27 protein-coding genes are annotated in these 25319 nt (G+C 33.6%); 18 read left to right on the forward strand and 9 right to left on the reverse strand.

All coding sequences use genetic code 11. The features are described 5' to 3' along the window. Positions 1-58: 58 nt before the first annotated feature. From X929_RS04230 to X929_RS04245, 4 genes are all read right to left on the reverse strand, one after another. Positions 59-331, reverse strand: coding sequence for a hypothetical protein (locus tag X929_RS04230; protein ID WP_103066797.1), 273 nt, complete (start codon positions 329-331; stop codon positions 59-61). 171 nt (positions 332-502) lie between these two features. Next, on the reverse strand, positions 503-1906 hold the full coding sequence (gene xseA, locus X929_RS04235) for an exodeoxyribonuclease VII large subunit (RefSeq protein WP_103066798.1): 1404 nt from the start codon (positions 1904-1906) through the stop codon (positions 503-505). Beyond that, positions 1878-2558 (reverse strand): 16S rRNA (cytidine(1402)-2'-O)-methyltransferase, encoded by a 681-nt coding sequence (gene rsmI / locus X929_RS04240; protein WP_103066799.1) that lies wholly within the window; start codon positions 2556-2558, stop codon positions 1878-1880. The genes xseA and rsmI overlap by 29 nt, the downstream gene beginning before the upstream one ends. A gap of 9 nt (positions 2559-2567) precedes the next feature. Further along, positions 2568-3110, reverse strand: a complete 543-nt coding sequence (locus X929_RS04245) for a hypothetical protein (RefSeq protein WP_103066800.1) — start codon at positions 3108-3110, stop codon at positions 2568-2570. A gap of 488 nt (positions 3111-3598) precedes the next feature. On the opposite strand from X929_RS04245, the gene acpP reads away from it, so the two are divergent. The 13 genes from acpP (at position 3599) to hisC (ending at position 14884) form a co-directional block, all read left to right on the forward strand. Then, positions 3599-3856, forward strand: a complete 258-nt coding sequence (gene acpP, locus X929_RS04250; protein ID WP_103066801.1) for an acyl carrier protein — start codon at positions 3599-3601, stop codon at positions 3854-3856. Positions 3857-3943: 87 nt separating this feature from the next. Continuing rightward, positions 3944-5527, forward strand: coding sequence for a CTP synthase (locus X929_RS04255; RefSeq protein WP_103066802.1), 1584 nt, complete (start codon positions 3944-3946; stop codon positions 5525-5527). Positions 5528-5546: 19 nt separating this feature from the next. After that, positions 5547-6992 (forward strand): alpha-amylase family glycosyl hydrolase, encoded by a 1446-nt coding sequence (locus tag X929_RS04260; protein ID WP_103066803.1) that lies wholly within the window; start codon positions 5547-5549, stop codon positions 6990-6992. Positions 6993-7029: 37 nt separating this feature from the next. Further along, positions 7030-7638: a transglycosylase SLT domain-containing protein gene (locus tag X929_RS04265; protein WP_103066804.1), complete on the forward strand. Its 609-nt coding sequence runs from the start codon at positions 7030-7032 to the stop codon at positions 7636-7638. Positions 7639-7948: 310 nt separating this feature from the next. Beyond that, on the forward strand, positions 7949-8734 hold the full coding sequence (locus X929_RS04270) for an ATP phosphoribosyltransferase regulatory subunit (RefSeq protein WP_103066805.1): 786 nt from the start codon (positions 7949-7951) through the stop codon (positions 8732-8734). 5 nt (positions 8735-8739) lie between these two features. Next, positions 8740-9363: an ATP phosphoribosyltransferase gene (gene hisG, locus X929_RS04275; RefSeq protein WP_425440345.1), complete on the forward strand. Its 624-nt coding sequence runs from the start codon at positions 8740-8742 to the stop codon at positions 9361-9363. A 54-nt stretch (positions 9364-9417) separates the two neighbouring features. After that, on the forward strand, positions 9418-10545 hold the full coding sequence (gene hisD / locus X929_RS04280; RefSeq protein WP_103066807.1) for a histidinol dehydrogenase: 1128 nt from the start codon (positions 9418-9420) through the stop codon (positions 10543-10545). Then, positions 10542-11078 (forward strand): imidazoleglycerol-phosphate dehydratase HisB, encoded by a 537-nt coding sequence (hisB, locus tag X929_RS04285; protein WP_103066808.1) that lies wholly within the window; start codon positions 10542-10544, stop codon positions 11076-11078. Before hisD ends, hisB begins: the two co-directional genes overlap by 4 nt. Before the next feature lie 11 nt (positions 11079-11089). Next, on the forward strand, positions 11090-11680 hold the full coding sequence (gene hisH, locus X929_RS04290) for an imidazole glycerol phosphate synthase subunit HisH (protein WP_103066809.1): 591 nt from the start codon (positions 11090-11092) through the stop codon (positions 11678-11680). Positions 11681-11684: 4 nt separating this feature from the next. Continuing rightward, entirely contained in the window at positions 11685-12389 is a 705-nt protein-coding gene (gene hisA / locus X929_RS04295) for a 1-(5-phosphoribosyl)-5-((5-phosphoribosylamino)methylideneamino)imidazole-4-carboxamide isomerase (protein ID WP_103066810.1), read from the forward strand. Further along, entirely contained in the window at positions 12389-13147 is a 759-nt protein-coding gene (gene hisF / locus X929_RS04300; protein WP_103066811.1) for an imidazole glycerol phosphate synthase subunit HisF, read from the forward strand. Before hisA ends, hisF begins: the two co-directional genes overlap by 1 nt. After that, a complete protein-coding gene (gene hisIE / locus X929_RS04305; protein WP_103066812.1) occupies positions 13134-13790 on the forward strand; it encodes a bifunctional phosphoribosyl-AMP cyclohydrolase/phosphoribosyl-ATP diphosphatase HisIE in 657 nt (218 codons plus the stop codon). The genes hisF and hisIE overlap by 14 nt, the downstream gene beginning before the upstream one ends. Then, on the forward strand, positions 13787-14884 hold the full coding sequence (gene hisC / locus X929_RS04310) for a histidinol-phosphate transaminase (RefSeq protein ID WP_103066813.1): 1098 nt from the start codon (positions 13787-13789) through the stop codon (positions 14882-14884). The genes hisIE and hisC overlap by 4 nt, the downstream gene beginning before the upstream one ends. 59 nt (positions 14885-14943) lie before the next feature. Here the strand turns inward: hisC and X929_RS04315 are convergent, their stop codons facing one another. Both X929_RS04315 and X929_RS04320 read right to left on the reverse strand, forming a co-directional pair. Next, a complete protein-coding gene (locus X929_RS04315) occupies positions 14944-16110 on the reverse strand; it encodes an iron-containing alcohol dehydrogenase (protein WP_103066814.1) in 1167 nt (388 codons plus the stop codon). A 37-nt stretch (positions 16111-16147) separates the two neighbouring features. Beyond that, a complete protein-coding gene (locus tag X929_RS04320) occupies positions 16148-17278 on the reverse strand; it encodes an NAD(P)H-dependent flavin oxidoreductase (RefSeq protein WP_103066815.1) in 1131 nt (376 codons plus the stop codon). Between the two features lie 234 nt (positions 17279-17512). Between X929_RS04320 and X929_RS04325 the strand changes: the two genes are divergently transcribed. The 4 genes from X929_RS04325 to X929_RS04340 are packed head-to-tail and all read left to right on the forward strand — an operon-like array spanning position 17513 to position 21184. Next, complete coding sequence (locus tag X929_RS04325; RefSeq protein ID WP_103066816.1) at positions 17513-18484, forward strand: cation diffusion facilitator family transporter; 972 nt, start codon at positions 17513-17515, stop codon at positions 18482-18484. A 16-nt stretch (positions 18485-18500) separates the two neighbouring features. After that, the gene (gene obgE, locus X929_RS04330; protein ID WP_103067030.1) at positions 18501-19823 is read left to right on the forward strand and encodes a GTPase ObgE; all 1323 of its coding nucleotides are present in this window, start codon (positions 18501-18503) and stop codon (positions 19821-19823) included. Positions 19824-19838: 15 nt separating this feature from the next. Beyond that, positions 19839-20393, forward strand: coding sequence for a nicotinate (nicotinamide) nucleotide adenylyltransferase (nadD, locus tag X929_RS04335; RefSeq protein ID WP_103066817.1), 555 nt, complete (start codon positions 19839-19841; stop codon positions 20391-20393). A 32-nt stretch (positions 20394-20425) separates the two neighbouring features. After that, entirely contained in the window at positions 20426-21184 is a 759-nt protein-coding gene (locus tag X929_RS04340) for an N-acetyltransferase (RefSeq protein WP_103066818.1), read from the forward strand. 52 nt (positions 21185-21236) lie between these two features. Here the strand turns inward: X929_RS04340 and X929_RS04345 are convergent, their stop codons facing one another. Both X929_RS04345 and X929_RS04350 read right to left on the reverse strand, forming a co-directional pair. After that, entirely contained in the window at positions 21237-21425 is a 189-nt protein-coding gene (locus X929_RS04345; RefSeq protein ID WP_103066819.1) for a hypothetical protein, read from the reverse strand. Positions 21426-21449: 24 nt separating this feature from the next. Further along, positions 21450-22067, reverse strand: coding sequence for a cyclodeaminase/cyclohydrolase family protein (locus tag X929_RS04350; RefSeq protein WP_103066820.1), 618 nt, complete (start codon positions 22065-22067; stop codon positions 21450-21452). Between the two features lie 275 nt (positions 22068-22342). On the opposite strand from X929_RS04350, the gene X929_RS04355 reads away from it, so the two are divergent. Next, positions 22343-24517 carry a sodium-translocating pyrophosphatase gene (locus X929_RS04355; RefSeq protein ID WP_103066821.1) on the forward strand — a complete coding sequence of 725 codons (2175 nt, stop codon included), beginning with the start codon at positions 22343-22345 and terminating at the stop codon, positions 24515-24517. Between the two features lie 55 nt (positions 24518-24572). Here the strand turns inward: X929_RS04355 and X929_RS04360 are convergent, their stop codons facing one another. After that, positions 24573-25319: a beta-ketoacyl-ACP reductase gene (locus X929_RS04360; RefSeq protein ID WP_103066822.1), complete on the reverse strand. Its 747-nt coding sequence runs from the start codon at positions 25317-25319 to the stop codon at positions 24573-24575.

A 25319-nucleotide genomic window follows, 5' to 3' on the forward strand; every position in this document is an offset into this window, starting at 1 on the left:
AATGTTTTTTAGCATTTGAATTATACACAACAAATATTATTTTTTGTTTAAATTATCATTAATCAATGCTAGTTGACTCGCTTAATTGGCTTTTTATCTTTTCATATTTCTCATCAATTTGTGCTTTTTCTTCCTTTAAATTGACTAATTTTTCTCTTGCATAGGTAAGTATATCTAAAGCTTTTTTATAAATTTCAAGGGCATTTTCGACGTCCAATTCGTCTTGCTTTTCATTTTGAAAGTAATCGTTGATACGTTCCAAGAGTTTTAATTGTTCTTTGAAGCTCAGCTTTTTAATTTCTTCTTGACTCAGTTTAATTATTTCTTCCATCTTTATCCTCCTCTTTCATTCGTTAAGGGGTGTTCCCCTTAAGAACCCCCAAAACCTAATTTTCTTTTATAATAATTCTTTTGCACAAAACAGCAAAAGGTAAACCCCTTAAGAACCCCAAAATCAAAATTTATTATAAAAGAGCTATTTTGCACAACGCTGCAAAAATTATCACCATTTTTTGATATTCTCGATATTCGAATCAGCTTCACCATCTTTAAATATTAATTTAACCTCATCTTTCCTCTGTAGTTTTTCCACACTATCTATGATTTCTTCACCTTTTTTTACCAAAACTCCGTTATTTAAAAACGCAGCAAAAGGACTTGATTTAGTAAGTTCTTGAAAAGTACTAAATAAAATTCTTTCTGATATTTCGAACTTGCTTTTCAACTCAGAAACAATTTCATTCGTTGTACTTATTATGTTCTGGTTGTAAGTTTTGATGCTATATTCTATGAATCTTTGAATATAGTCCAACTTGTTGAGAGATATTGATTTTTCACTACTTTCAATCATTTGGTTAACTTTTCTAGTAATATTAAGATGATCCTCGTCCAAAGTTCTGAACAAATTAATTAATTCCCTACTAAGGTAATATTTAATGTTGTTAATTGTATTGAAAGAGAGTAAGTTCTCCATTTGGTAATAAACATTGGTAAAAGAATAGGTTATATTTTTTTCTAGGGTTTCTAGATTATCTGTAAAATAGTTAATTTGATTGACTATATCTCTTGATACTTCCGTAGGTGTTGAATAGTTTTTCCAACTAACAAAATCAGGTATTGTAGAATCTTGTTCATGCCCTATCCCTGTAAGAACAGGAATCTTTCGGTTAAACTTTGCTATAAGAGAACCAAGCTCAAAATCATCAAAATACATCAGGTCGCTTTTTGAACCGCCTCCCCTGATTATAACGACCACATCATAATCGATTCCCGACTTTAAAATAGCAAACAATGCTTTTTTGATCCCAGGTACCGTTTCTGCACCTTGCATAGGAGCGGGATATAAGTGTACAATAGGAATGAACTTAGAATGATTAATGTTTTTTTGAAAATCACCAAAACCTGCGGCGGTTGGTGAAGTAATAACGGCTATCTTTTTTATTGGATCAAGTTCTATTAGTTCATGTTCCACTTTTCTTAGAAGATTGCTCTTTTCCAACTTTTCCAATATTTCTTTTTTTTTCTTTTCTATTTCAGAAGCGCCTAAAGGTATTATTGATGAACCAGATACTACATACTTAGCTTCTCTTTTCCAAAAGTTAACAATACCCTGAAACTTCCACCTTTTATTTAGGAGCTCTTTTTCGTTATCAACACTACAATGTTCAAATACATATGGAACAGTAGATTGACTGAAAATTATAGTTATAGAATAATTTGAACTTCTCACTCTTTGAGAAAGTTCAATGTAGAGGTCCCCTCTTTTACTGTATTTTGCATGAGTGACATCTCCGATAACCTCGATTTCTTGCCTGTAAAGAGGAGAACTGGTGAATATACTGTTCAAATATTCTATCAACTCTTGTATGCTTTCAAACTTAAATTCTTCTTGCTGGGGAAATAACAACGGTCAGCTCTCCTTTCACTTGATCTTTGGACTCAAAAAATTTTATCCCTTCAGAAATTTTCCCTTTAAAAAATTCTTGGTAAAGCTTCGTAATCTCTCTCGCAACAAACACTTCTATATCTCCAAAATTATCCAAAATCTCTTGTAAGGTCTTTATTATTCTATTTGGAGATTCAAAAAAAACTATTGGATATTCAAACTCTTTTATCTCTCTCAAAAGTCTTCTCAATTTTTTATCTCGAGGTAAAAAACCTAAGAATAAAAACTTAGAAGCAGGAAATCCACTCACAGCTAAAGCAGAAGTCAACGCAGAAGGGCCTGGCACCACGTCTATAGGAATACCTTTTTCCCAACATCTTTGTACCAAGTTAAAGCCCGGATCCGCTAAAACAGGCATCCCCGCATCTGACACTAAGGCTGTTATATTATGACTTTCGATCAAAGATAGAACTGTGTCCATAATCTTTTCTGAGTTTGCCTCGTTGAAAGTGAATAACTCTTTTTTGCCAAGTTCAAAGTGGTTTATCAATTTCAAGGTAACCCTTTTATCCTCCGTGAGTATCAAGTCAGCTTCTTTCAAAGTTTTTAAGGCTCTTAAAGAAATATCTTCAAAGTTACCTATGGGTGTGCCAACTAGAATTAATTTTCCCATTTTGATTTTTCACATCCCAACAATTTTGTTTAAATCACATTCATGTTCCCCTGCAAAGTCGGAATTGTTGTATCCATCTAAATAAGTTAAGTCTTCCAATCTCCGAAAAATGTCGCCTAAAAAATCCATCAAGAACTTCGTTAAATCAACCTTCTTTTCCTTTTCTTCTATTTCTAGAAGATACATAATCTTCGAAAATTCCTTTTTGTATCTTATACAATTATCAGGGTTCAACAACTCGTCTACTACTATTTCCGGGTCTTTATTTAAAAGATATCTTTTTTTCATTACCATCCTTTGACTTTTTAAATTATCAAAGTCGATTTCTTTTTCGTTTAGAAAGTCTTCTTCCTCTTCTCTTAATCCCTTTGTTATTTCCTTTTTAAAATTTGAAGTCCACACTTTTTCTCCCTTTTTAATCTCTAACCGCGTTCTCAAACCATTTTTATCGTACCATTGAAGTATAAGCCATTCATCAAAGGCAAGTGAGACTAACTTTTTAAATATATATTTATCGGGTATTCTATACTTTCTCTCATTTTCATATTTCAATGTAATCTCCTCTTCGCTTCAATCCGTATAATTATATATATAATTATACCATAATAACCTCATTTTCTTTTAAAATACTATCTTTGGAAACTCTGAAACCTTCTTTAATCCATATTCCCAGAATCAAAAAATTTTTAAAATACCTCCATCATTCTAAGTTGTATACATTCTGATTTAGCTCCCCTTCGCCCAGCAGCCCACCCTGATGGGTGATGGAGGGCTCCACCCTGTAACCCTTTTAAAATCAGAATCTGATTTTTGAAAATCTTCTTATTTCTAAAGTGTTTATTTTGAAAAACAGATTAGATCATAATAAATATCCGTAAAAATATTGGTTAGCTCATAAAAAAGAGAAATTTCATAAATATTTTACTTTTATGAAAATAAGAAACTTGACAAAACCAAAATAACTCATTATAATTGACACGAATTTTATCAATGACCAACGTTCGGAAAATGATAAATAATGGCTAAGGAGGTAAAAAAATATGACAAAGGATGAGTTGTTCGAAAAAGTAAAAGAAATAATCGTAGATACATTGAGTGTCGACGAGGACGAAGTTACGTTGGATGCCTCATTTACCGATGATTTAGATGCGGATTCTTTAGAGTTAGTGGATTTAACCATGGCTTTTGAATCCGAATTCGGGGTAACAATAGAGGATGAAGAGTTAGAAAAAATCAAAACCGTTGAAACTGCGGTTAATTTATTAACTGAAAAATTGAATATTGACGATGAGGATTGATTCAATCATAAAAAGAGGGGAGCTTTCGCTCCCCCTTGTTTTTTAAAATATGGTAATTTTTTCTTAAAAAAGAGGTGAAATAAAATAATGGCTAAAAAATACATTATAGTAACCGGAGGGGTACTCAGCGGTATAGGAAAAGGAGTTGTTTCTGCTTCAATAGGACGGCTTTTAAAAGAGCTTGGATTAACCGTTAATTCATTGAAAATAGATCCTTATCTGAATGTAGATGCTGGAACTATGAACCCCAACCAACATGGAGAAGTTTTTGTAACAGAAGATGGCTACGAAGCGGATCTTGATTTGGGCCATTATGAGAGATTTTTAGGGATAGAAATGAAGAGTTTCAACAATATGACAGCAGGTCAAGTGTATAAATATGTTATCGAAAAAGAAAGAGAAGGAAAGTATTTAGGAGCTACCGTTCAGATGGTGCCTCACGTTACTGAAAGGGTAAAAGAAAGGATCGAAGAGATAGACACAGAAGTCTTGCTCATTGAAATAGGGGGTACTGTTGGCGATATTGAAGGTGAAATATTTTTAGAGGCTGTAAGAGAGCTATCTTTCGAGAAAGGTCGAGAAAATTTTATGTTTATACATGTAACCTTTGTTCCCTACTTACATGTTACCAACGAGTTTAAAACTAAGCCAACTCAACAATCCATTCAACTTTTAAGAAGGATAGGAATCCAACCAGATATGCTTTTGGTAAGAACGGAAAAAGAGATAGACCTTTCCAGCCTTGAAAAAGTAGCTTTGTTTGGAGGCGTTCCTTTAGATTATGTTGTCAACCTTCCGGATTTAGCCAACATTTATGAAGTTCCTCAAATTCTTTATGAAAAAAATATTCATACGCTTATTTCAAGTAAATTGAATTTGGAAATATCAAAAGAAGTAGAGGAATTAAGTTGGAAATGTCCCAAAACATTTAAGAACCTAAAAATTGCTATGATTTGCAAGTATTTAGGTACCGATGATGCCTACAAGAGCATAATGGAAAGTGTTTTTTTAAACGGCACTAAAAGGCCTGATCTAATCAACTCTGAAGAGCTAGAAGAAATGAGCGAAGAGGAAATCAAAATACTTTTAAGTAAATATGAAGGTATAATTATCCCAGGTGGATTTGGAGCAAGAGGAATAGAAGGAAAAATAAAAGCTATAAAGTATGCTCGTGAAAATAATGTTCCTCTTCTAGGGATTTGTCTGGGTATGCAACTAATGGTCATTGAGTATGCCAGAAATGTTTTCGGCTACAAAGAAGCTAATTCCACAGAATTTGATGAAAATACTCCTTATCCTGTTATTGATTTGATGGAAGAACAAAAAAAGTTGCTTAATTTGGGCGGCACAATGAGACTAGGGGCTCAAAATATTGAAATACTTCCCAACACGAAACTTCACAAAATCTATGGCGAAAAAAATTCTATCTTTGAAAGGCACCGACACCGTTATGAAGTCAATTACAAAGAGTTCGAGGATATGTTTGAAAAAGGAAAAAATGTTCCTAATAAACTTTCTATATCCGCCGTTACGGATTTCGTTGAAGCTATTGAACTGAGTTCTCATCCTTTTTATATCGGTATTCAATACCATCCGGAATTTAAAACAAAAGTTGGAGATCCGCATCCTATCTTCAAAGCATTTATTGAAGCGATTGAAAAAAACAAATGAATGAAAAGGGGGAAAACAAATGACTTTTTATGAATTGTATTTACGCTCTTTTTACGATTCAAATGGCGACGGTCTTGGAGATTTACAGGGATTAAAACAAAAATTAGATTACCTGTGTGATTTGGGAATAGATCATGTCTGGCTGCTACCAATTATGAAATCTCCAGCCTTTCACGGTTATACAGTATCCAATTTTTTCGAGGTTAATCCTGTTTATGGGGATCTAAAAGATTTAAGAGAGGCATTAGAGGAGGGACACAAGAAAGGTATCAAATTTATCCTTGATCTTCCTATTAATCACGTGGCAGTTACATCAGAATGGTTTCAACGTGCACTTAGGGGAGAAGAGCCATACAAAAATTGGTTTATTTGGGCCAACGAAAAGGCTGATTTAGAAGAAAAAAGACATTGGGACGAAAGTAAAATCTGGCAAAAGATAGGTGACAAATATTTTTACGGCATTTTCGGTCCTGCATCACCTGACCTTAATTTTGAAAGCAAAGAATTATGGGAAGAGATAAAAAGAATTTTTAAATTTTGGTTAGACAATGGTTTTGATGGTTTTAGATTGGACGCAGCAAAACACATTTTTGATTTTGACCTTGAAAAGATGAGGTTCCATTACCAACATGAAAAAAATATTGAATTCTGGAAAGATATGGTTAGCTATATAAGATCGATAAAAAAAGATGCCTTAGTTATAAGTGAGGTATGGGATGCACCGGAAATTGTAAGAAAGTACGAAGGAATATTCGATATAGGCTTTAACTTCCCACTTGCAGAGGATTTAAAGATGACGATAAAAAACGAGTCCCCTGAAGACTTCGTAAAAACATTGAAAAAATGTATGAAAGAGTATCTACCAAATGGTAAGGTTCTATCAATATCAGGTAATTTCTTAACTAATCACGATATGACAAGAATTCTGTCTGACTTAAAAGATGAAAAGAAAGTAAAATTGGGTTTTTCAATTCTTTACACACTTCCTGGCATTCCTTTTATCTATTATGGTGAAGAAACAGGAATGAAAGGTATTCCGCAAGATGTTAATTTTACAGAAGACAGTCAAGAACCATTTCACTGGTATGAAAATGGTTTTGGACCTGGTCAAACAGAATGGAAAGGCTATAAATTCAACCCTCCATATTCAGGTGAATCTGTCGAAGAACAGATAAACCAAAAAAATTCTATTTTAAACACCATAAAAGATTTGATTCGATTTAGAAAGTCTAACCCCTGGATCGATGATGCACGAATTGAGATTTTGAATTTTGACCAAAATATGGTAAAATTAAGGTGTTATAGTCAATTAAATGAATTTATAGCTTATTATAACCTAAAATCTTCCAAATGCTCCGTTTTGCTTGAAAATGGAGAAGAAATATTGTCTATTGGAAACAACGAAACTGCCCAAGGTTATGTTGAACTTTCACCTTACGGTGTTTATGTAATGAAGAAAAGTTGAAGGGATTGTGGGGGTTCATTAGAGAGGTGATACAAAAATGCATAAAAAAAGATATTCAGTTATTTTAATACTATTAACATTTTCACTGACCATGTTCTCTATATCCCCTTATGTAAACGTTAACAGTCAAGAGGATGTCAAAGAAGAAATAACGATCAAAACAGTTTTATTCGATTTTATTTCTTCACAATACAAACTTGCAGTTGGAAAGGATATGTCGCAAGACAGATTGCACTTGCTTGTTTCATCCATTATGGAGGCCTCAAAAATCTTTGAAATATCTCCGTTGATGATCGCAGCAATAATAGACACAGAAACAAATTTCAAAAATATTATTGGTCCTTACGGAGAAGTGGGTTATATGCAGATCAGGCCAACAACTGCACAGTTTGTAGTAAACAAATATTCTGAACTTTTTGAAAGCTTGAACTATACTGAAACAAATTTAGATTGGATCGAAGATAGGCTTTTAGTAGATCCAAGGTACAACATACTAGTTGGTACAGCCTATTTGAAGTATTTGATGGAGACTCATGGTGATACTTACAAAGCCTTAGGTTGGTACAATGGCGGTGGAAATGATTATTACGCGAATAAAGTAGTTTATAAAATAAACAGGATTGCCATTAAATATCCTATTATTTAAGAAAAATATTTGTTTTTTATTCAGAAAAGTCTTAGCCGTTGACATTGTTGCAAAAATATGATAAAATTTCGTTAGTTAATTTAATTATACGTAATAAACGGGGTAAATATTATGTCTAATTTTAAGGCGAACATCAATTCAAAAACACTGTTTAATTTAAATATTCATCATCATACATGGCGTGACCGAGTTAATACATGCCATGTATGTTGTTGTATATAAATCACTTCATACAAGGCTAAAAATAACCGGTCACGATCAATCGTGACCGGTTATTTTATTTTTAAAATATAAACGAAAGGGGTTTAAAATGAAAAAAGATATCTTTGCAGAATCTCAGAAATTATCAAATATTGTAAGCAAAATCAGAAGTGTACTAATTAAACACGATTTTTACGAGCTGTTTCCCCCATCTATAACAAACTATTCTGAAAATTTAATAAAAGGGTTAAAATTTGCTGATGGAAAAAATTTTTACCTTTTGAAACCCGATGTGACTTCTTGGTTGATCGACATGGATAAAGTAGAAGAAAAAGAAAAAGTCTTTTACATTTCGGAAGTTTTAGATGAAAATTTATCCGGTGTTTGGCAGTTCGGATTTGAAATATTAAATGGGGAAGAAATCCAAATTGAAGAAGAAATTCTGCGTTTAACCATCGAAATTCTTTCATTCTTGGGTATTAAAAACTTTTTTATTGACGTTAGTTCAATAAGGAGTTGGGAGCGGATTTTAAACACAGTCCCACAATACAGAGACCGAATTTTAAGGGCTGTGGAACTAAGAAATTTTGAGATCATTGAAAATCTTCCATTGGACGAAGAGATAAAAGTATCTATAGCCACTCTTTTCAATTATAGAGGAAAAGAAACAAATATTCCAAAACTAAACACCATAATTAAGAATCTTAATGACCCAAGATTATATATAGATCTTGGAACAATTAAATATATGAATTACTATGAGGATGTTGTATTTGAAATCTATTCACCAGATAATGGTTACCTTTTAGGTAACGGTGGTCAATACAAGATAAACGGCAAATATTCGTGTGGAATAGCTTTAAATTTGGATATTATAGGAGAGATGATGAGATGACAACGATATCAACAGCATTGCCATCAGGAAGATTACTGAAAGACAGTAAAGACTTTCTAAAAAAGATAGGTATTAATGTTAAAGAACCTGCCAACAGAGAACTTATATCTTATGAAAATGGTTATACCTTTTATTTTCCCAGAGCTTTAGATGTACCTGTATACGTAGAAAATGGGGTAGATATTGGGATATGTGGCAGTGATGTTGCCCTTGAAAGGAGCAACGAAGTTTATATACCATTAGAATTACCTTTTGGTAAATGTAGAATGAGTATCATTTTACCCGAAAACAGAGAAACTTCTTTTCAAGAGATGGAAGGATACAAAATAGCAACCAAATATCCCGAGATAGCGAAAAACTTTTTTTATGAAAAAGGTTTAAAAGTTAAAATACTCAAATTAAATGGAGCTGTAGAATTGGCAGCAAAAACCGGCATAGCTGATGCCATAGTAGATATTGTTGATACGGGCAACACTATAAAAGCAAACAATTTAAAAGAGGCATATAAGATCATGGATATTTCTGCAGTTCTCTTGGTAAATCGGATAACCCAAAAAACAAAGTTCGATTTTATAAACGATTTAATAAATAAAGCAAAGAAATATAAAAACGAGGAAAATGTGAATTAAGACAAATTTCAAAGTTTTAAAGACAGCATAAAAAAATCAAGGGAGGGAAAAATAATGGAATTACAGAGCTATGTTTCACAGATATTGGAGGACATAAAAAACAACGGAATGCCTGCAGTAAAAAAGTATTCAAAACAATTCGATAATTACGATGGAGATATAAAATTAAAAGTTGAAGAATGGGATATCGACGAAGAAATTCCAACGCAAGATAAAGAAGTAATAGAAAGAACAATTCAAAGGTTAGAAAATTACCATATAAAACAAAAAACAGAGGATATTTTGTATTCCAATGAATACAACTCAACTTATGGACTAATTAATAGACCTATAAACAGGATAGGTATCTATGTTCCAGGAGGTAAACCCTTACCTTCGAGTTTGTTGATGGTAGCTATTCCAGCTACAATTGCAGGTGTAAAAGAAATGTTAATCACTTCCTCTCCAAAAGATGGGGTAATAAACCCTTATATTATCTATATAGCAAAAAAATTAGGAATAAAAGAAGTTTACAAAATTGGTGGAATTCAGGCTATAGCTGCTATGACATACGGCATCGGTATGAAGAAAGTAGATAAAATATTTGGTCCTGGAAATCAATATGTGAATGAAGCAAAACGACAGGTGTTTGGAGAAGTTGGAATAGACAGTTTGGCAGGGCCATCAGAAATCTGTGTGATAGCAGATGAGACAGCAAAACCAGAATACATTCTAAACGATTTACTCTCCCAACTTGAACATGGTTATGAATCTAGATCTTTCTTGGTCACTACTTCTAAAGAATTATATGAATATTGTGAAAGAAAGGGGATAGAGAGATATCTTTTCAAAAGTATGGAAGATTGTGCAAATAAAACTAATGAAATAGCACCCGAACATTTAGAAATAATGACAAAAGATCCTGAATCAGTATTACCTCTAATACAAAATGCCGGAGCTATTTATTTGGGAGATTACACACCTGTACCCGCAGCGGATTATTTCTTAGGAGTTAACCATGTACTGCCAACGGGTGGTGCATCACGTTTCTCATCGGTGTTGAACCTATCAGATTTTACAAAGAAAATATCCATCGCAAAAGTGAGTAAAGAAGAGCTACTAAAAGAGAGATACTTAGGCATAAGAATGGCTGAAATCGAAGGTATGTACCAACACAAAAAGTCTATGGAGGTGAGGAAATGAGAAGAAAAACTAACGAAACGGACATAGAAATCAATTACTCTACGGAATTATTTGTTGATACTGGAGATCTTGTTCTAAACCATTTATTGAAAACCCTGTTTTACTACATGGAAAAAAATGTAATCATCAAGGCAAAGTTCGATCTAAGTCACCATTTATGGGAAGATATGGGAATAACTATTGGCCAATTTTTAAGAAATGAAGTGGAAGGTAAAAACATAAAAAGGTTCGGAACCGCCATCTTACCAATGGACGACGCCCTTATAGTCGTTTCTGTTGATATTTCAAGATCCTATGCAAACATAGATATCAACATCAAAGATACTGAAAAAGGTTTTGAATTAGGCAATTTCAAAGAATTAGTTCTAGGGTTATCAAGGTATTTACAATCAACTATCCATATTAAGCAAATAAACGGTGAAAACGCTCATCATATAATTGAAGCTTCTTTCAAGGCTTTGGGAAGTGCTTTAAAAACTGCCCTTGAAGTAAGTGACAAACATGAAAGTACAAACAAGGTTTACAAATTATAGAGGTGGTACATGTGCAGAAAATAGTCATATTAAATGGAGGGGTTGGTAACTTTTCGAATGTCCAAAAAGCTGTCGGAGGCATTATTAGCAATGAAATAAATGACATAACAACAGCGGATAAAATCATACTACCCGGGGTAGGTTCTTTCGGAATAGTTTCAAACAATATATTACCTCTAAAAGATTATATCTTGGAACATATCGACAAAAACAAACCTTTTTTAGGTATCTGTTTAGGGATGCAACTGTTATTTGAAAGTAGCGAAGAAGATGAAGGCAAAGGACTTTCTTATTTACCTGGTAAAGTGGTTAAGTTTAAAAGCATGAAAGTACCTCACATAGGTTGGAACAGTGTTGAATTTACAAAAGATTCTCTGATTTTTCGAGGTATAGAAAATGGAAGCTTCTTCTATTTTGTACATTCTTATTACGTTACAACGGAAGAAAAATACATAATTTCATGCACTAAATATGAAAGCAGAGAAAAAATTTGTAGGTTCGCATCGAGCATACAAAAAGAAAACGTATTCGGAGTACAGTTCCACCCTGAAAAATCAGGTGAAAAAGGAATTAAATTATTAGAAAATTTTAAAAAAGTATAATGAGGTGAAATCTATCAACAACATAAAAATAATACCCGCAATAGACTTGATGAATAAAAAAGCTGTAAGACTCTTTAAAGGTAGCAAAAATGAAATAAAAGAATATGGAGATCCCATAGAAATAGCCAGAGAATTTTCAAAATATGTCGATCTGATTCATATTGTTGACTTAGATGGTGCCTTTGAAGGCTCTGTAAAAAACTTAGATGTTGTAAAACAAATAATCAAAAAAACCGGGTTGAAAGTTGAACTGGGTGGAGGATTAAGAACTTTTGACAGCATAAAAAATGCCTACGAAATAGGTGTTACTTATGTGATCATAGGTACGGCAGCCTTTAACTTAGAATTTTTAGAAAAAGTCACCAGTGCTTTTAACAATATAACCATAAGTTTGGACGTTGAGAGCGGAACTTTAAAAACAAAAGGTTGGTTAGAAAACTCACAAATTACCTTAGAAGATGCTTTTTCTATCTTTAAAAAATACACCAAAAGATTCATTTATACAGACACAAGCAAGGATGGAACTTTAGAAGGTGTTTCTTTAAACATAAAAAGATTCTGGCAAGATGAGGAGTTAATTTATGCAGGAGGTGTAACTAAAAAAGAAGATTTAAAAAAATTGGAAAATATAGGTTTCGATGGGGCTATAATAGGAAAAGCTCTTTACGAAGGTAAAATCAATCTGGAGGAGTTAAGAGGTGAACAATAATGTTGACAAAAAGAATAGTGGCAGCCTTGGATATAAAAGAAGGAAGAGTTGTAAAGGGTGTACAATTTGAGAACATACAGGACGCGGGAGATCCAGTGCAACTTGCCAAAAAATATGAAAAAGATGGGGTTGATGAGATCGTATTCTTAGATATAACGGCCTCTAAAGAAAAACGTAATATACTCAAAAATCTTGTTGAGGAGATTGCCAAAGAACTCTTCATTCCTTTCACCGTAGGTGGTGGATTGAAAACAGTTGAACAAATGGTAGAAATAATAAAATGTGGAGCTGATAAAGTGTTTATAAATACAGCAGCTGTTGAAAATCCAAATTTAATTAAAGAAAGTTCAAAAATAATAGGGAGCTCCAACGTAGTAGTTGCGATAGATGCAAAAAAAGACGCTGAAAGCGGAAAATACTATGTCTACACACATGGAGGAAGTAAAAAAACGGATTTAGACGCTGTTGAGTGGGCTAGAAAGTGTCAAGACTTGGGAGCAGGCGAACTATTGGTTACTTCTATGAACACCGATGGTGTAAAAAAGGGGTATGACTTGAATCTAACCAAACAAATAGTTGACGCTGTAGAAATCCCTGTTATCGCATCAGGTGGGGCAGGAGAAGTTGGAAATTTTATCGATGTTTTTCAAATAGGTGCTGATGCTGCTCTTGCTGCTTCCATATTCCATTTTGGTATCTACAGTGCAGGGGATCTTAAAATTCAATTGAAGAAGGTGGGAATAAATGTTAGATTATAAACAAATAATAGACAAGTTGGATTGGGAAAAAAGCAATGGTCTGATACCTGTAATAGTTCAAGACCTTGATGGTGAGGTATTAACTTTAGGTTATATGAACAAAGAAGCTCTTAATAAAACTTTAGAAACCAGATATGTCCATTATTACTCTAGAAGCAAAGAAAGGATCAGAATGAAAGGAGAAACAAGCGGGAACTATCAAAAATTGAAAGAAGTGTACGTAGATTGTGATAACGACACATTGCTCTTAAAGGTTGATCAAACAGGACCAGCTTGTCACTTAGGAACGAAAAGTTGTTTTAGAAAAATCGAACAGATTGATAAAGTACCTGAATCTAATATAGATTACTCACTAGATTTTCTGAACCAATTAAAAGAAATTATAAAAGATAGGAAAAAGAACCCAAAAGAAGGATCTTACACAACTTATTTGTTTAACGAGGGAAAGGAAAAAATCTATAAAAAATTCGGAGAAGAAGCGGTTGAAGTTTTGGTTGCTCCAAATAGAGAAAGAACAATATACGAAACCGCTGATATGATTTATCATTTGTTGGTATTATTAACCTATGAAGGAATAGATATAGCAGAAGTTGTTCAAGAATTAAAAAAGAGACATTCCCCAGAGGGAGGTAAGCAAAGTTGAAATTCAACCCAATTTTAGAAAGTTTTGAAGAGTACAAACCTTCTAATACTAATATCAATGAAGGATTCATAGATCTCAGCAAGAACGAAAATCCCTTCGATCTTTCCTTAGATCTTAAAAAAATCTTTTTCCAAAAGATAAAAGAAACAAACATAAATAGGTATCCCGAATTAACTGCTGATAGCATAAGAGATAAAATAGCGACTTTTTTAAACTCATATTTTTCAAAATATAATATAGATCTTAACATGAACAACATAGTTGTAGGAAATGGCAGTGATGAAATGATATCTTACTTGGTTAAAATCTTTTCTGGAAACAATGTAATAGTTTGCCCACCTACATTTGAAATGTACGAATTTTATTCTGCACTCAATGGATTTTCAGTAAAAAAAATTCCTTTGAATAGCGATTACGAAATAAAAGACCTGGATAAATCCATAGATGATCAAACAAGTATGATATTTATCTGCTCGCCAAACAATCCTACAGGAAACTTGCAACCCCAAAAAGAGATCTTAAAAGCTTTAAAAACAGGAGTCCCTGTAATTGTTGACGAAGCATATGCAGATTTTTCAAAAACAAGCATGTTACAATATTTAAAAGACTACCCAAATTTTATACTATTAAAAACATTTTCCAAAGCGTTTGGATTGGCAGGTATTAGGGCAGGTATCTTAATAGCTAATGAAGAAGTAGTTAAACAAATAATGAAAATAAAATCCCCCTATAGTTTTAACGTATTAACCGAAAAGATGGTAGATACCATAATAGAAAATTACCATCTTATTTTAGAGAAAATTGATTACATCATCGAAGAAAGAAATAAGCTTTCAAAAGAGCTTGGACGAGTCGCCTTAAAAAGTGATGCTAATTTTATACTATTGGATTTTGATAAAATAGAAGGCTTAACTGCCAAAGCTGTTTACAACTACTTTTTAGAAAAAAAAATACTTTTGAGAAGATACACCGGCACTTTAGAAAATAAAATTCGAGTAACCGTTGGAACCAAAGAAGAAAACCAAAAATTTCTATCGCTTTTTAAAGAATTAACCAAAAATTTTGATAAACAGATTACGACTTGTGAACATTGAAAAGTAATAAAAAGAAGAAGAATATCCCTAAAAATGGAAAAAGGGCATAAAGCCCTTTTTTACCTAGCTAATTTTAAGATATTTAGAACATCTTCCTTGTAAAGTTTCACAAAATTACCCAAAGGTCCTCTTTCCGTTGCCTTTTCTGCCATTTCTTCGAATCTGTCATCGGGAACTTTCAATTCCTTCAAAGTTATCGGTAATTTTAAATCCTCTTTGTAATATTTCTCAAGCCTATTAATCCCCTCTAAAGCGGTTTTTTCTAAGTTGAAGAAATCAGCTTCGACGTTCCAAACATTTACAGCATACCTTGCAAATCTGTTTAAGTCGTGCCTATAAACATATTTCATCCAAGCAGGGAATAAAACAGCCAAACCCGCTCCGTGGGCAACGTCGTAAATGCCACTCACTTCATGTTCTATATCATGAGTTGCCCAGTCTTCTTCCCTTCCGGTTCCTAACAAACCGTTATGTGCAACGGTACCAGCCCACATAATTTCAGCTCTTACGTCGTAATTGTAAGGGTCTTTAATGGCTAAAGGTGCGTTGTGAATTATAGTTCTCATAGTGGCTTCGCTCAACCTATCGGTTAATTCAACATGTTGGGTATTGGTGAAGTACCTTTCCATTACATGGGTTAACATATCCACCGTTCCAACAGCTGTTTGAAAAGGTGGTAGGGTATAAGTTAGTTCAGGATTCATTATTGCAAAAACTGGTCTTAAAACATCGTAATTTATTGCTCTTTTATACCATCCTTCTTCATTTGTAATAACCGATCCCATACTAGCTTCGCTACCAGCAGCAGGTATGGTTAGAATGACACCAACGGGAAGCGCTTCTTTCAAAGCCCCTTTCCCTTCGTACAATTCCCATACATCTCCATCATACTTCATTCCTGCTGCTATAGCCTTTGCGGAATCTATTACACTTCCTCCACCCACAGCAAGTATAAAATTAATATTTTCTTTTTTACATATTTCAATACCCTTTCTTACCAAACTTAATCTGGGATTCGGTTGAACACCACCCAATTCAACAAGCTCAACCTCTGCATTTTTTAAAGATTTTACCACTCTATCATACAAACCTGTTTTTTTAATACTTCCTTGCCCATAGTGAAATAAAATCTTATTGGAATACTTTTTTACCTCTAAGCCAACTTTTTCTTCGGCTTTTTTCCCGAAGATTATTCGTGTAGGACTTACAAATTCAAAATTTAACATAGCGTGGCCTCCTCTTTTTGTTTTTTTTAAAATGTCTTTAATTTAAATTTTTATTTAGAACCTCCCCATCCTGAAACGATTGTCTCAAATTTTTTACTTTCTTTTCATTGACTTCAAAAAGATAATTTATTACCTCTTTCACAGATGTAATTTTATCGATTTTGTAACCGTATTTGCCACTAAAAACAAACCCCTCATCTAAATTCCCTTTTGCTGCGTTAAGTAGGGCTTGGGCTATACAATAAGGAGCATCAACAAAATTACACGTTTTAATACAGTGATAAGGGCATTTGAATGGCTTTTTAATCCCTTTTGAAACATCTTCTATAAATTTGTTTTTGATAGCTCTTCCAGGAAGGCCGACAGGACTTTCAATTATTACTATATCTTCTTCCTTGGCATTTATCAAAGCCTCTTTAAACTTTATATCGGCGTCACACTCTTTAGTCGCTATAAAAGGAGTTCCAACTTGTATCCCCTTAGCTCCTAACGAAAATATTTCTTTTACCTTATCAGGTGAGTCGATACCCCCGGCAGCTATTACAGGTACTTCTTTATTGTATTCTCTTTTAATTTCCTCACAGAAATCTACTATCTGAGGGACGATAACTTCGAGATGAAATTCAGGATTTTCCAGATTAATCTTTTTAAATCCCAAATGTCCCCCAGCTTTTGGACCTTCCACTATAAATGCATCAGGAATGTAATTATATTTACTCCACCATCTTTTGAATATCACCTGGGCAGCTTTTAAAGAAGAAACTATAGGAACTAACCTTGTTTTAGAATTCTTATCTACAAATTCAGGTAAATTTAAAGGCAAGCCCGCTCCAGATATTATTAAATCAATTTCTTCTTTTACCGCTGTTTTCACAAGCTCTTTATAATCAGTCAAAACAGTCATTATATTAACGCCAATTATTCCATTTGTCTTTTCTCTTACCTTTCTAATAACCTTTTTAAGACCCTCCATATTCGCTTCTTTCACTTTTCTGGTTTGAGGATTTTCGATTAACCCGATTCCCGCAGTACCTATTACACCAATCCCCCCAGCGTTTGCTACCGCTGATGCTAAATTATCAAGAGAGATGCCAACAGACATACCTCCTTGGATTATTGGCAACTTTGGAATTAAACCATTGATGTTTAAAATATTTATAAGATCCACTCTCCTTTTTTCTTTTCTACATTCTTTTTAGTTGCTTTAGCGCATTTTTGCTCATCAACCAACTCTATCTAAATATCTGTTCTAATTATACCATAAAAGAACTTCATGTGAAAAAATAAGTTTGTATTCAAAGAATATTAGTTGTGGTATAATAATCAATGCAGTTAGGTATATTGACTGTCAGAATTTCGTTTTTAATCAACATTCACAAAAGCCAACAAAGGAGAATATTATTTGAAGAAAACACCAAAAGAAGAAGCTTTTGAGATTAATTCACAAAGAGAAAAATTGGCTGCAAAAGCCTCATGGATGGGAATAATAATAAACGCTGCCCTTGCTTTTTTAAAATTAGTTATCTCTTTCATTACGGGTAGTATGGCTATTTTAGCTGATGGAATAGATACAACTACGGATATAATAACTTCAATATTAACTTTAATTGCGTCTAAAATCTCAGGTAAGCCCGCAGATGAGAGCCATCCTTTTGGTCATGAAAGAGCTGAGACGATAGTTACTAAGGTTTTATCTTTAGTAATTATTTATGCAGGTTTCCAAGTTCTTATAGGTGCGATTCAAAGTATAATAAAGCATAATTTTTTAATTTACAGGCCTTATTTAGTGCTTTGGATTTCTTTGATTTCGATACTTACCAAATATTTTTTATATAAGTATAAATTGTCCATCGGAAATAAAATAAGAAATTCTTCTTTAGTGGCTGACGCTTTAAATATGAAAAACGACATTTTAACCTCATTGTCTGTTTTAATTGGTATAATATTTTACCTTACGTTAAATATAATGTGGGTGGATTCGTTGGTAGCAATTATTGTATCCGTGTTCATATTCAGAGTTGGAATAAAGATGTTTCTTGAAACTTCGGATGAGTTTATGGGGAGTTCAAAAGAGTTAGGGGAAATCTATTACAATACTTTAGAAGCCGTTGAAAAGATTGGTAAAGCTTATAATCCCCATAAAATCAGGGTGAGAAAAGCTGGATATGTCTATTTTGTCGAACTTCATATCGAAGTAGACGAAGAGATGACAATCAAAGAAGCTAATGAAATAGCCTCTCAAGTTGAAAGGGAGTTAAAAAAAATAAATCCTTACATAAAAGATGTGATAATCCACGTTGAACCTCTAGGGAATATAGAGGAAGAAGAATTTGGATTCGATAAAAATTCTATTAAAAGGATTTTTGATAAATAAGTGGAGGTGCAATGTTTTGATCGGTGATTTTGTAGATGAAGTGAATATCAAAGTAATTGCAGGAAAAGGAGGCGATGGAGCTGTAAGCTTTAGAAGAGAAAAATTTGTAGAAAAAGGTGGGCCAGATGGTGGAGACGGAGGAGATGGTGGTTCAATTATCATCAAATCAACACTCAATAAAAATACATTGGTAGATTTTAAATACAAGAAAATTTTTAGAGCAAAAAACGGTGAAAATGGTAAAAATAAAAAGAAAGCTGGTAAATCCGGAGAAAATGTTTTCATAGAGGTACCTGTAGGTACTTGTGTCTATGATCTTGAAACCAATGAATTACTTTCAGATTTAAAAGTTCCACAACAATATTTGGTTGTTGCTCGCGGAGGTAAAGGCGGGAAAGGAAATGCGAGATTTGCAACTTCAACTCTACAGGTTCCAAGAATCGCGGAAAAAGGTGTGGAAGGTGAATCTAAAAATCTAAAGTTAGTCTTAAAAATAGTAGCAGATGTAGGATTGATTGGTTACCCTAACGTGGGTAAATCAACATTAATTTCAAGGATTTCAAACGCCAAAGTAGAAATCGCTGATTACCCTTTCACAACTATAGTTCCAAATTTAGGCGTGGTAAAAATCAACACAGGTTATTCTTTCGTAGTAGCTGATATCCCTGGACTTATAGAGGGAGCGCATTTAGGAAAAGGTTTAGGAGATCAATTTCTAAGGCATATTGAAAGATGTTCCATTTTAGTACATCTTATCGATATATCTTGTTTTGAAAGAGACAACCCAGTAGAGGATTATATACTTATTAGAAAAGAATTAGAGTCTTTTTCTCATATTCTTTCTAAAAAGAAAGAGATCATAGTTGCAAATAAGATAGATACTATACAAAAAGACACTCTTGAAAAGAGATTAACAGATTTCAAAAATAGAACCGGTAAAGATATTTTTCCAATCTCTGCTTATACTGGTGAAAACATTCAAGAGCTTATAACTATGGTCTGGAATCATATAAGCAAAGAAAAAATTGAGCAACAGAAGCTTTTTGAAAAAAGGATAAAATCTGCCATAACGGAAAGAATCAAAATACAACCCGTTATCTATGAACCAGATCCTTATATAAAAATCAACGTTATAAAATGGGATAATGAAACCTTTGAGGTTGTGGGAGATGGCATTGAAAAGTTGTTAACTAGATACGATATCAACCAAAAGGATTCTCGCTTGTTAATTTTAAACACATTGGAAAAAAACGGATTGAATAAAATTCTCAAAAATGCAGGAGTTAAAGAAGGAGATACGGTGTACATTGGAAATTTCGCTTTTGAATACATTCCATAAGAAAAGGTGTTTGCCATGTTGATGCTTTTTGGTGGTAGTTTCAACCCTCCTCATATAGGTCACAGAATAATTGCCGAGATAGCTTATGATGAATTCAAACCTGATAGGTTTTTAATAGTACCTTCTAAAAATCCCCCACATAAGAGCATAGATTTCATAGCAGATTTCGATAAGAGGTATTCTTGGTGTGAGAGGATTTTTTTTGAATATTATTTTGAAGTAAGCGATATAGAAAATAAACTGCCCTCACCGTCATACACAATAAGGACCATAGAATATTTATCTAATCTTGATAAAAATATTTATCTTTTGATAGGTGAAGACTCCCTTAAAAATTTTCACAAATGGTATAAATGGGAAGAAATATTAAAGAAGGTAAAATTAGTGGTCTATCCCAGATACTTTGAAGAAAAAAATCTAGATAGTGTAGATTTTGAATATGTGAAATTGGAAAGTCCTATCGTTGAAATCTCATCAACTTATATCAGACAAAGGATCAAAAAAGGAAAGACTGTTAAAGGTTTAGTTGATGATAAGATAATAATAGAAATATCAAAAGAGTTTTCTTAAAATTATTTTTTATACACCTAAGGGGGATAAAAATGTCTTCTTATATATCAAAAACCGCTAAAATTGATACTAGCGTTAAAATAGGTTACAATGCTATAATTGAAGAAAATGTTGTTATTAAAAAAGGTACTATAATAGGAAATAATGTAATAATTAAAGAAGATAGTATTATTGGAGAAAACTGTACGATATCAGATAATTCTATAATAGGGAAATCGCCTCTTAAAGCTAAAAATTCTGCCACAACAGAAACACAAACTTTTTCTCCTATAACTTTGGGCAATAATGTCATCGTGGGAGCATGTTGCATCTTATATAAAGGTACTAAAATATCAAATGATGTTTTTATTGGAGATTTGGCGAGCATAAGAGAAGATGTAGAAATTGGAGAAAATACTATCATCGGAAAAGGTGCTACAATAGAAAATAAAAGTAGAATAGGTAAGTACGTAAAGATAGAAACAGAGGCTTACATTACGGCCATCTCTACAATAGAAGATTATTGTTTCATAGCTCCAGGAGTTACCTTTACCAACGATCAATTTTTAGGAAGAACAGAGAAGAGAAAAACGCTTTTCAAAGGTCCCATTATCAAAAAAGGGGCAAGAATAGGAGCTAACGCAACAATATTACCAGGAAAAATAATTGGAGAAGATGCGTTGGTTGGCGCCGGAAGCGTGGTTACTAAAAATTTGAAACCAAAAAAAATTTACGTTGGCGTTCCCGCTAAAGAGATTCGAAACGTACCAAACGAGGAATTGTTAGAAAATCAAAAATTTTTTCACCCCTAGATCTTTTCAATTAAGTTTATAAAATTTGGCCGGTAAAGAACCGGCCAACTTTTTATTCTTTCTCTATTTCTTTCAACTGTTTTTCTATTTGCTCTAACTCTTGATTAATCCTTTCCCATTCTTTTTCAAGAGATTCATCGTGTTCATGAGGACCCATATACTTTTCTATAGATTTCTTTTCTGCTTCTAAAGTTTTCTTTTTTTTCATTAATTCTTCTCTTAAATATTCTTCTTCAGCCATTATGTTCCACCCCCTTTTTTAAAATTATATATTAGCTTTGGATAGCAGTCTTAATTCAAGGGTGTTTGCTTCTCCTTCAATTTTTTCAATTTGACTGTTGATGTCTCTTAGAAAATCTTCGTCTTTAATCGATGGAAGATTTATTTTTACATTATATAATCCACCATCAACCGCTGCTTTTGCCATTACAAGGGAAATAGCTGCGTCACTTTTAGCCATTTTATAACCTTTTTCTATTGTAATCCCCGAAAGTTCCATGACTTCTAACGCATCTTTGGCTATTTCTAGCGGAACAAGTGTGGCTTTTTTCGTATTTTCCTGTATTTTTTCATTTCTGACTCTTTTCTCATCTTCAGTACTTTTTGGAAGCTTTAATGCTTCTACCACCCCGTTGAAAGCTTCTGCATCTTCCTCCATAAGTTGAAGGAATTTGTCTCTGTACTCTTCTAACTTTAATTTCAAATTTTTCATTTCTTCTTCAACTTCTTCGTACTTTTTTTTGCCGATAGTTAAATTTGTTACCATACATCCCAAACTAGCTGCTATAGAACCCGATAATGCCGCTGCACTTCCACCCCCGGGAGCGGGTTCGTTGGACGAAAGCTTTTCTAAAAATTCTTTTAAACTCATTTCGGATAACAAATTAACTCCTCCTTTTTTGTGATATTTAACACAATATACATATTATTTTTCCGTAAAACTTCTGCTCTTTATTATATATTTTATCAAAAGTATTTAGAAAAACAATAAATACCATTTGGAAGATATACCCTTCTAATTGTTTTTAAAGTCGTTTAATTGTTTCTGGTTACATTTAATTGCCATTTTTAAAACTTATTTTTTTGAATAGAAAATGATATAATAAAATGGGGTAATATGTTATACTTCAAATCTAACAACACTTCGGAGGTGAAACAGTGGGTAGTCTATGGATTTTGGCAGTAGTTCCTGCTATTGCTTTAATTTTTGCAAGTGTTAACTTTAGACAGGTCGTTGCTTTAGATGAAGGTACCGAAAGAATGCAACACATTGCAAAGGCTATTAGAATTGGTGCTTCCGCCTTTGTTAACCATGAGCTTAAAGTATTGACGATTTATGGAATATTTATCGCTTTAGCTTTAGGCATCGTGGTAGAGTGGTATGTAGGAGTCGCCTTTGTAATGGGAGCTTTTATGAGTGCCCTTGCTGGATACATAGGTATGAAAATAGCTACTTACGCTAACGTCAGAGTTAGCAATAAAGCTCGTACAGAGAAAAGTATTGGAAAAACTCTGAAAGTTGCATTTCAAGGTGGAAGCGTTATGGGTCTTAGCGTTTCTGGATTGGCTCTATTAGGTTTATTTTTAGTATATATTATCTTTGGAAATTGGTTGGGACAGCTTTCTGCGGAAAATTTGGTAATAAAAGTCAACTGGTTGGGAATAAATTACATTCCTTTCACCATGACCGTTTCTGGATATGCCCTTGGATGCTCAATAATCGCTATGTTTGATAGGGTTGGTGGAGGTATTTACACAAAAGCTGCGGACATGGGAGCAGACTTGGTTGGAAAAACAGAATTAGCATTACCCGAAGATGATGCACGAAATCCCGCAACTATTGCCGATAACGTGGGAGATGATGTTGGAGATGTTGCAGGACTTGGGGCAGATTTGTTGGAAAGTTATGTAGGTGCAGTAATTTCATCTATAGTTCTAATACTATATACTCATTTCCTTTTGGGACCTCAAAACTTTTCTTATGATGCCACAATGAGATTGACTTACTATCCGATACTTTTTATATCTCTAGGGCTAATTTCTTCGATGATTGGCATATTATACATAATTTTAAAAAAACCTTCTGATGATCCTCATAAAGATTTAAATTTCTCTTTGATGACATCAGCATTTTTAACTTTAATTATAACTTTTTTTCTTAGCTTTTTTTATTTGAGAGGCATTAGTGGTACTGAATTTCAAAATATTGGTTTCAGATTGGGATACTTCTCTCCTTGGTTGGCAGCTGCCATAGGTATAATAGACGGTATTTTTATGGGACTTATAGCGGAATATTACACTAATGATGCATACCATCCAACAAAGGAATTAAGCGAATTTGCTAAGGGTGGTCCTGCTATTGTCATAACAAAAGGATTAGCCTTGGGAATGGAAAGCGTTCTAATGCCTGTTTTCCTTTTGATGTTAGGAATCCTTGTGTCCTTTGAAATAGCAGGGTTATACGGTGTAGCAATGGCTGCCTTGGGTATGCTTTCTTTCGTTGCAACAACGGTTTCAGTTGATTCTTACGGTCCAATCGCAGATAATGCTGGTGGAATAAGTGAAATGTCAAAATTGCCCCCAGAGGTTAGAGAGATAACTGATAAACTAGACTCTGTAGGGAACACAACAGCTGCTATAGGTAAAGGTTTCGCTATTGGTTCTGCTGCATTAGCGGCATTAGCTCTCTTCGCATCTTTTATTTATTCTCAAGCAGGTCCAGGAGATGGAGGAGTAGGGCATTTAGAAAGTATCTTGATCTTGAACATGATAGATGCGAGAACAATAGCGGGAGCTATTTTCGGTGCTGCACTACCTTTCTTTTTTAGTTCTTTTCTAATAAATGCCGTGGTGAATGCTGCTAACAAGATGGTTGACGAGGTTAGAAGACAGTTTAGAGAAATACCCGGATTGATGGAGGGGACAGCAGACCCCGATTACGAAAGATGCATCAGGATTAGTAGCGAAGGTTCTCTAAGTCAAATAAAATTCCCCGCTCTCATTGCTACTTTAACACCTATAATTTCTGGACTTTTACTTGGTCCAAACTTTGTAGGAGGACTTTTGATAGGAACTACTCTTAGCGGTGTTATGTTAGCAATATTTTCTGCTAACTCTGGAGGCGCTTGGGATAACGCTAAAAAGAGAATTGAATCCGGTGGTGTCGAGGGAGAAGGGAAAGGTACGGATGCCCATAAGGCAGCAATCGTGGGAGATACAGTAGGGGATCCACTGAAAGATACCGTTGGTCCCTCGCTTGATATACTAATCAAGATTATGTCAGTAACGGCGCTTATAACCGTCTCAATCTTTAAAGTTTACCATCTCTTTTAAAAACTAAATCCCGAGGTTATAAAATACATGACCTCGGGATTTTTATTTTAAAACATTAAATTCTTAATCCACCGTCTATCCTTATAACTTGTCCTGTTATGAAGGAAGAATCATCACTGGCTAAAAATACAGCTAATTTTGCTATATCCTCAGGTTCTCCCAATCGTTTTAAACAAGTATTTTCTATAACATACTCTATCAATTCTTCTTTTAAACTTTCTGTCATCCCTGTTCTAACAAAACCAGGTGCAATGGCGTTTACTCTGATATTTTCTCCTTTCATTGTAAGTTCTTTCGCCCAAGATTTTGTCATTCCGATTATACCTGCTTTTGCTGCTGAATAATTAGTTTGGCCAATGTTTCCTTCCATGCCTACCACACTTGCCATGCTTATTATATTTCCAAACTTTTGTTTTCTCATTATCTTTGCAACCGCTTTTGTCATGATAAAAGTTCCTTTTAAATTCACTTGTATTACCTTATCAAAATCATCTTCTTTCATAATAACTAAAAAGTTATCTTTAGCCATTCCAGCATTATTTATTAATATGTCGATTTTTTGGTATTTATTATATATCTGAGTCACAAGCTCGTTAATCGTGGCAAAATCAGTTATGTCTGCTTGGTAATAAACGAACCTATCTTCTGGAAAATCATTTTTTTCGTTTTCTTCTATTAGAGGTCTTTCATCTTTAGCAATCGCTATTACGGTGGCACCTTCTTTTATGAAATTGCGTGATATTTCTTTCCCTATTCCTCTAGAACCACCTGTTACGATCGCAATCTTTTGATTCAACTTCAA

The organism is Petrotoga olearia DSM 13574 (assembly GCF_002895525.1).
GTDB classification, from domain to species: Bacteria; Thermotogota; Thermotogae; order Petrotogales; family Petrotogaceae; genus Petrotoga; species Petrotoga olearia.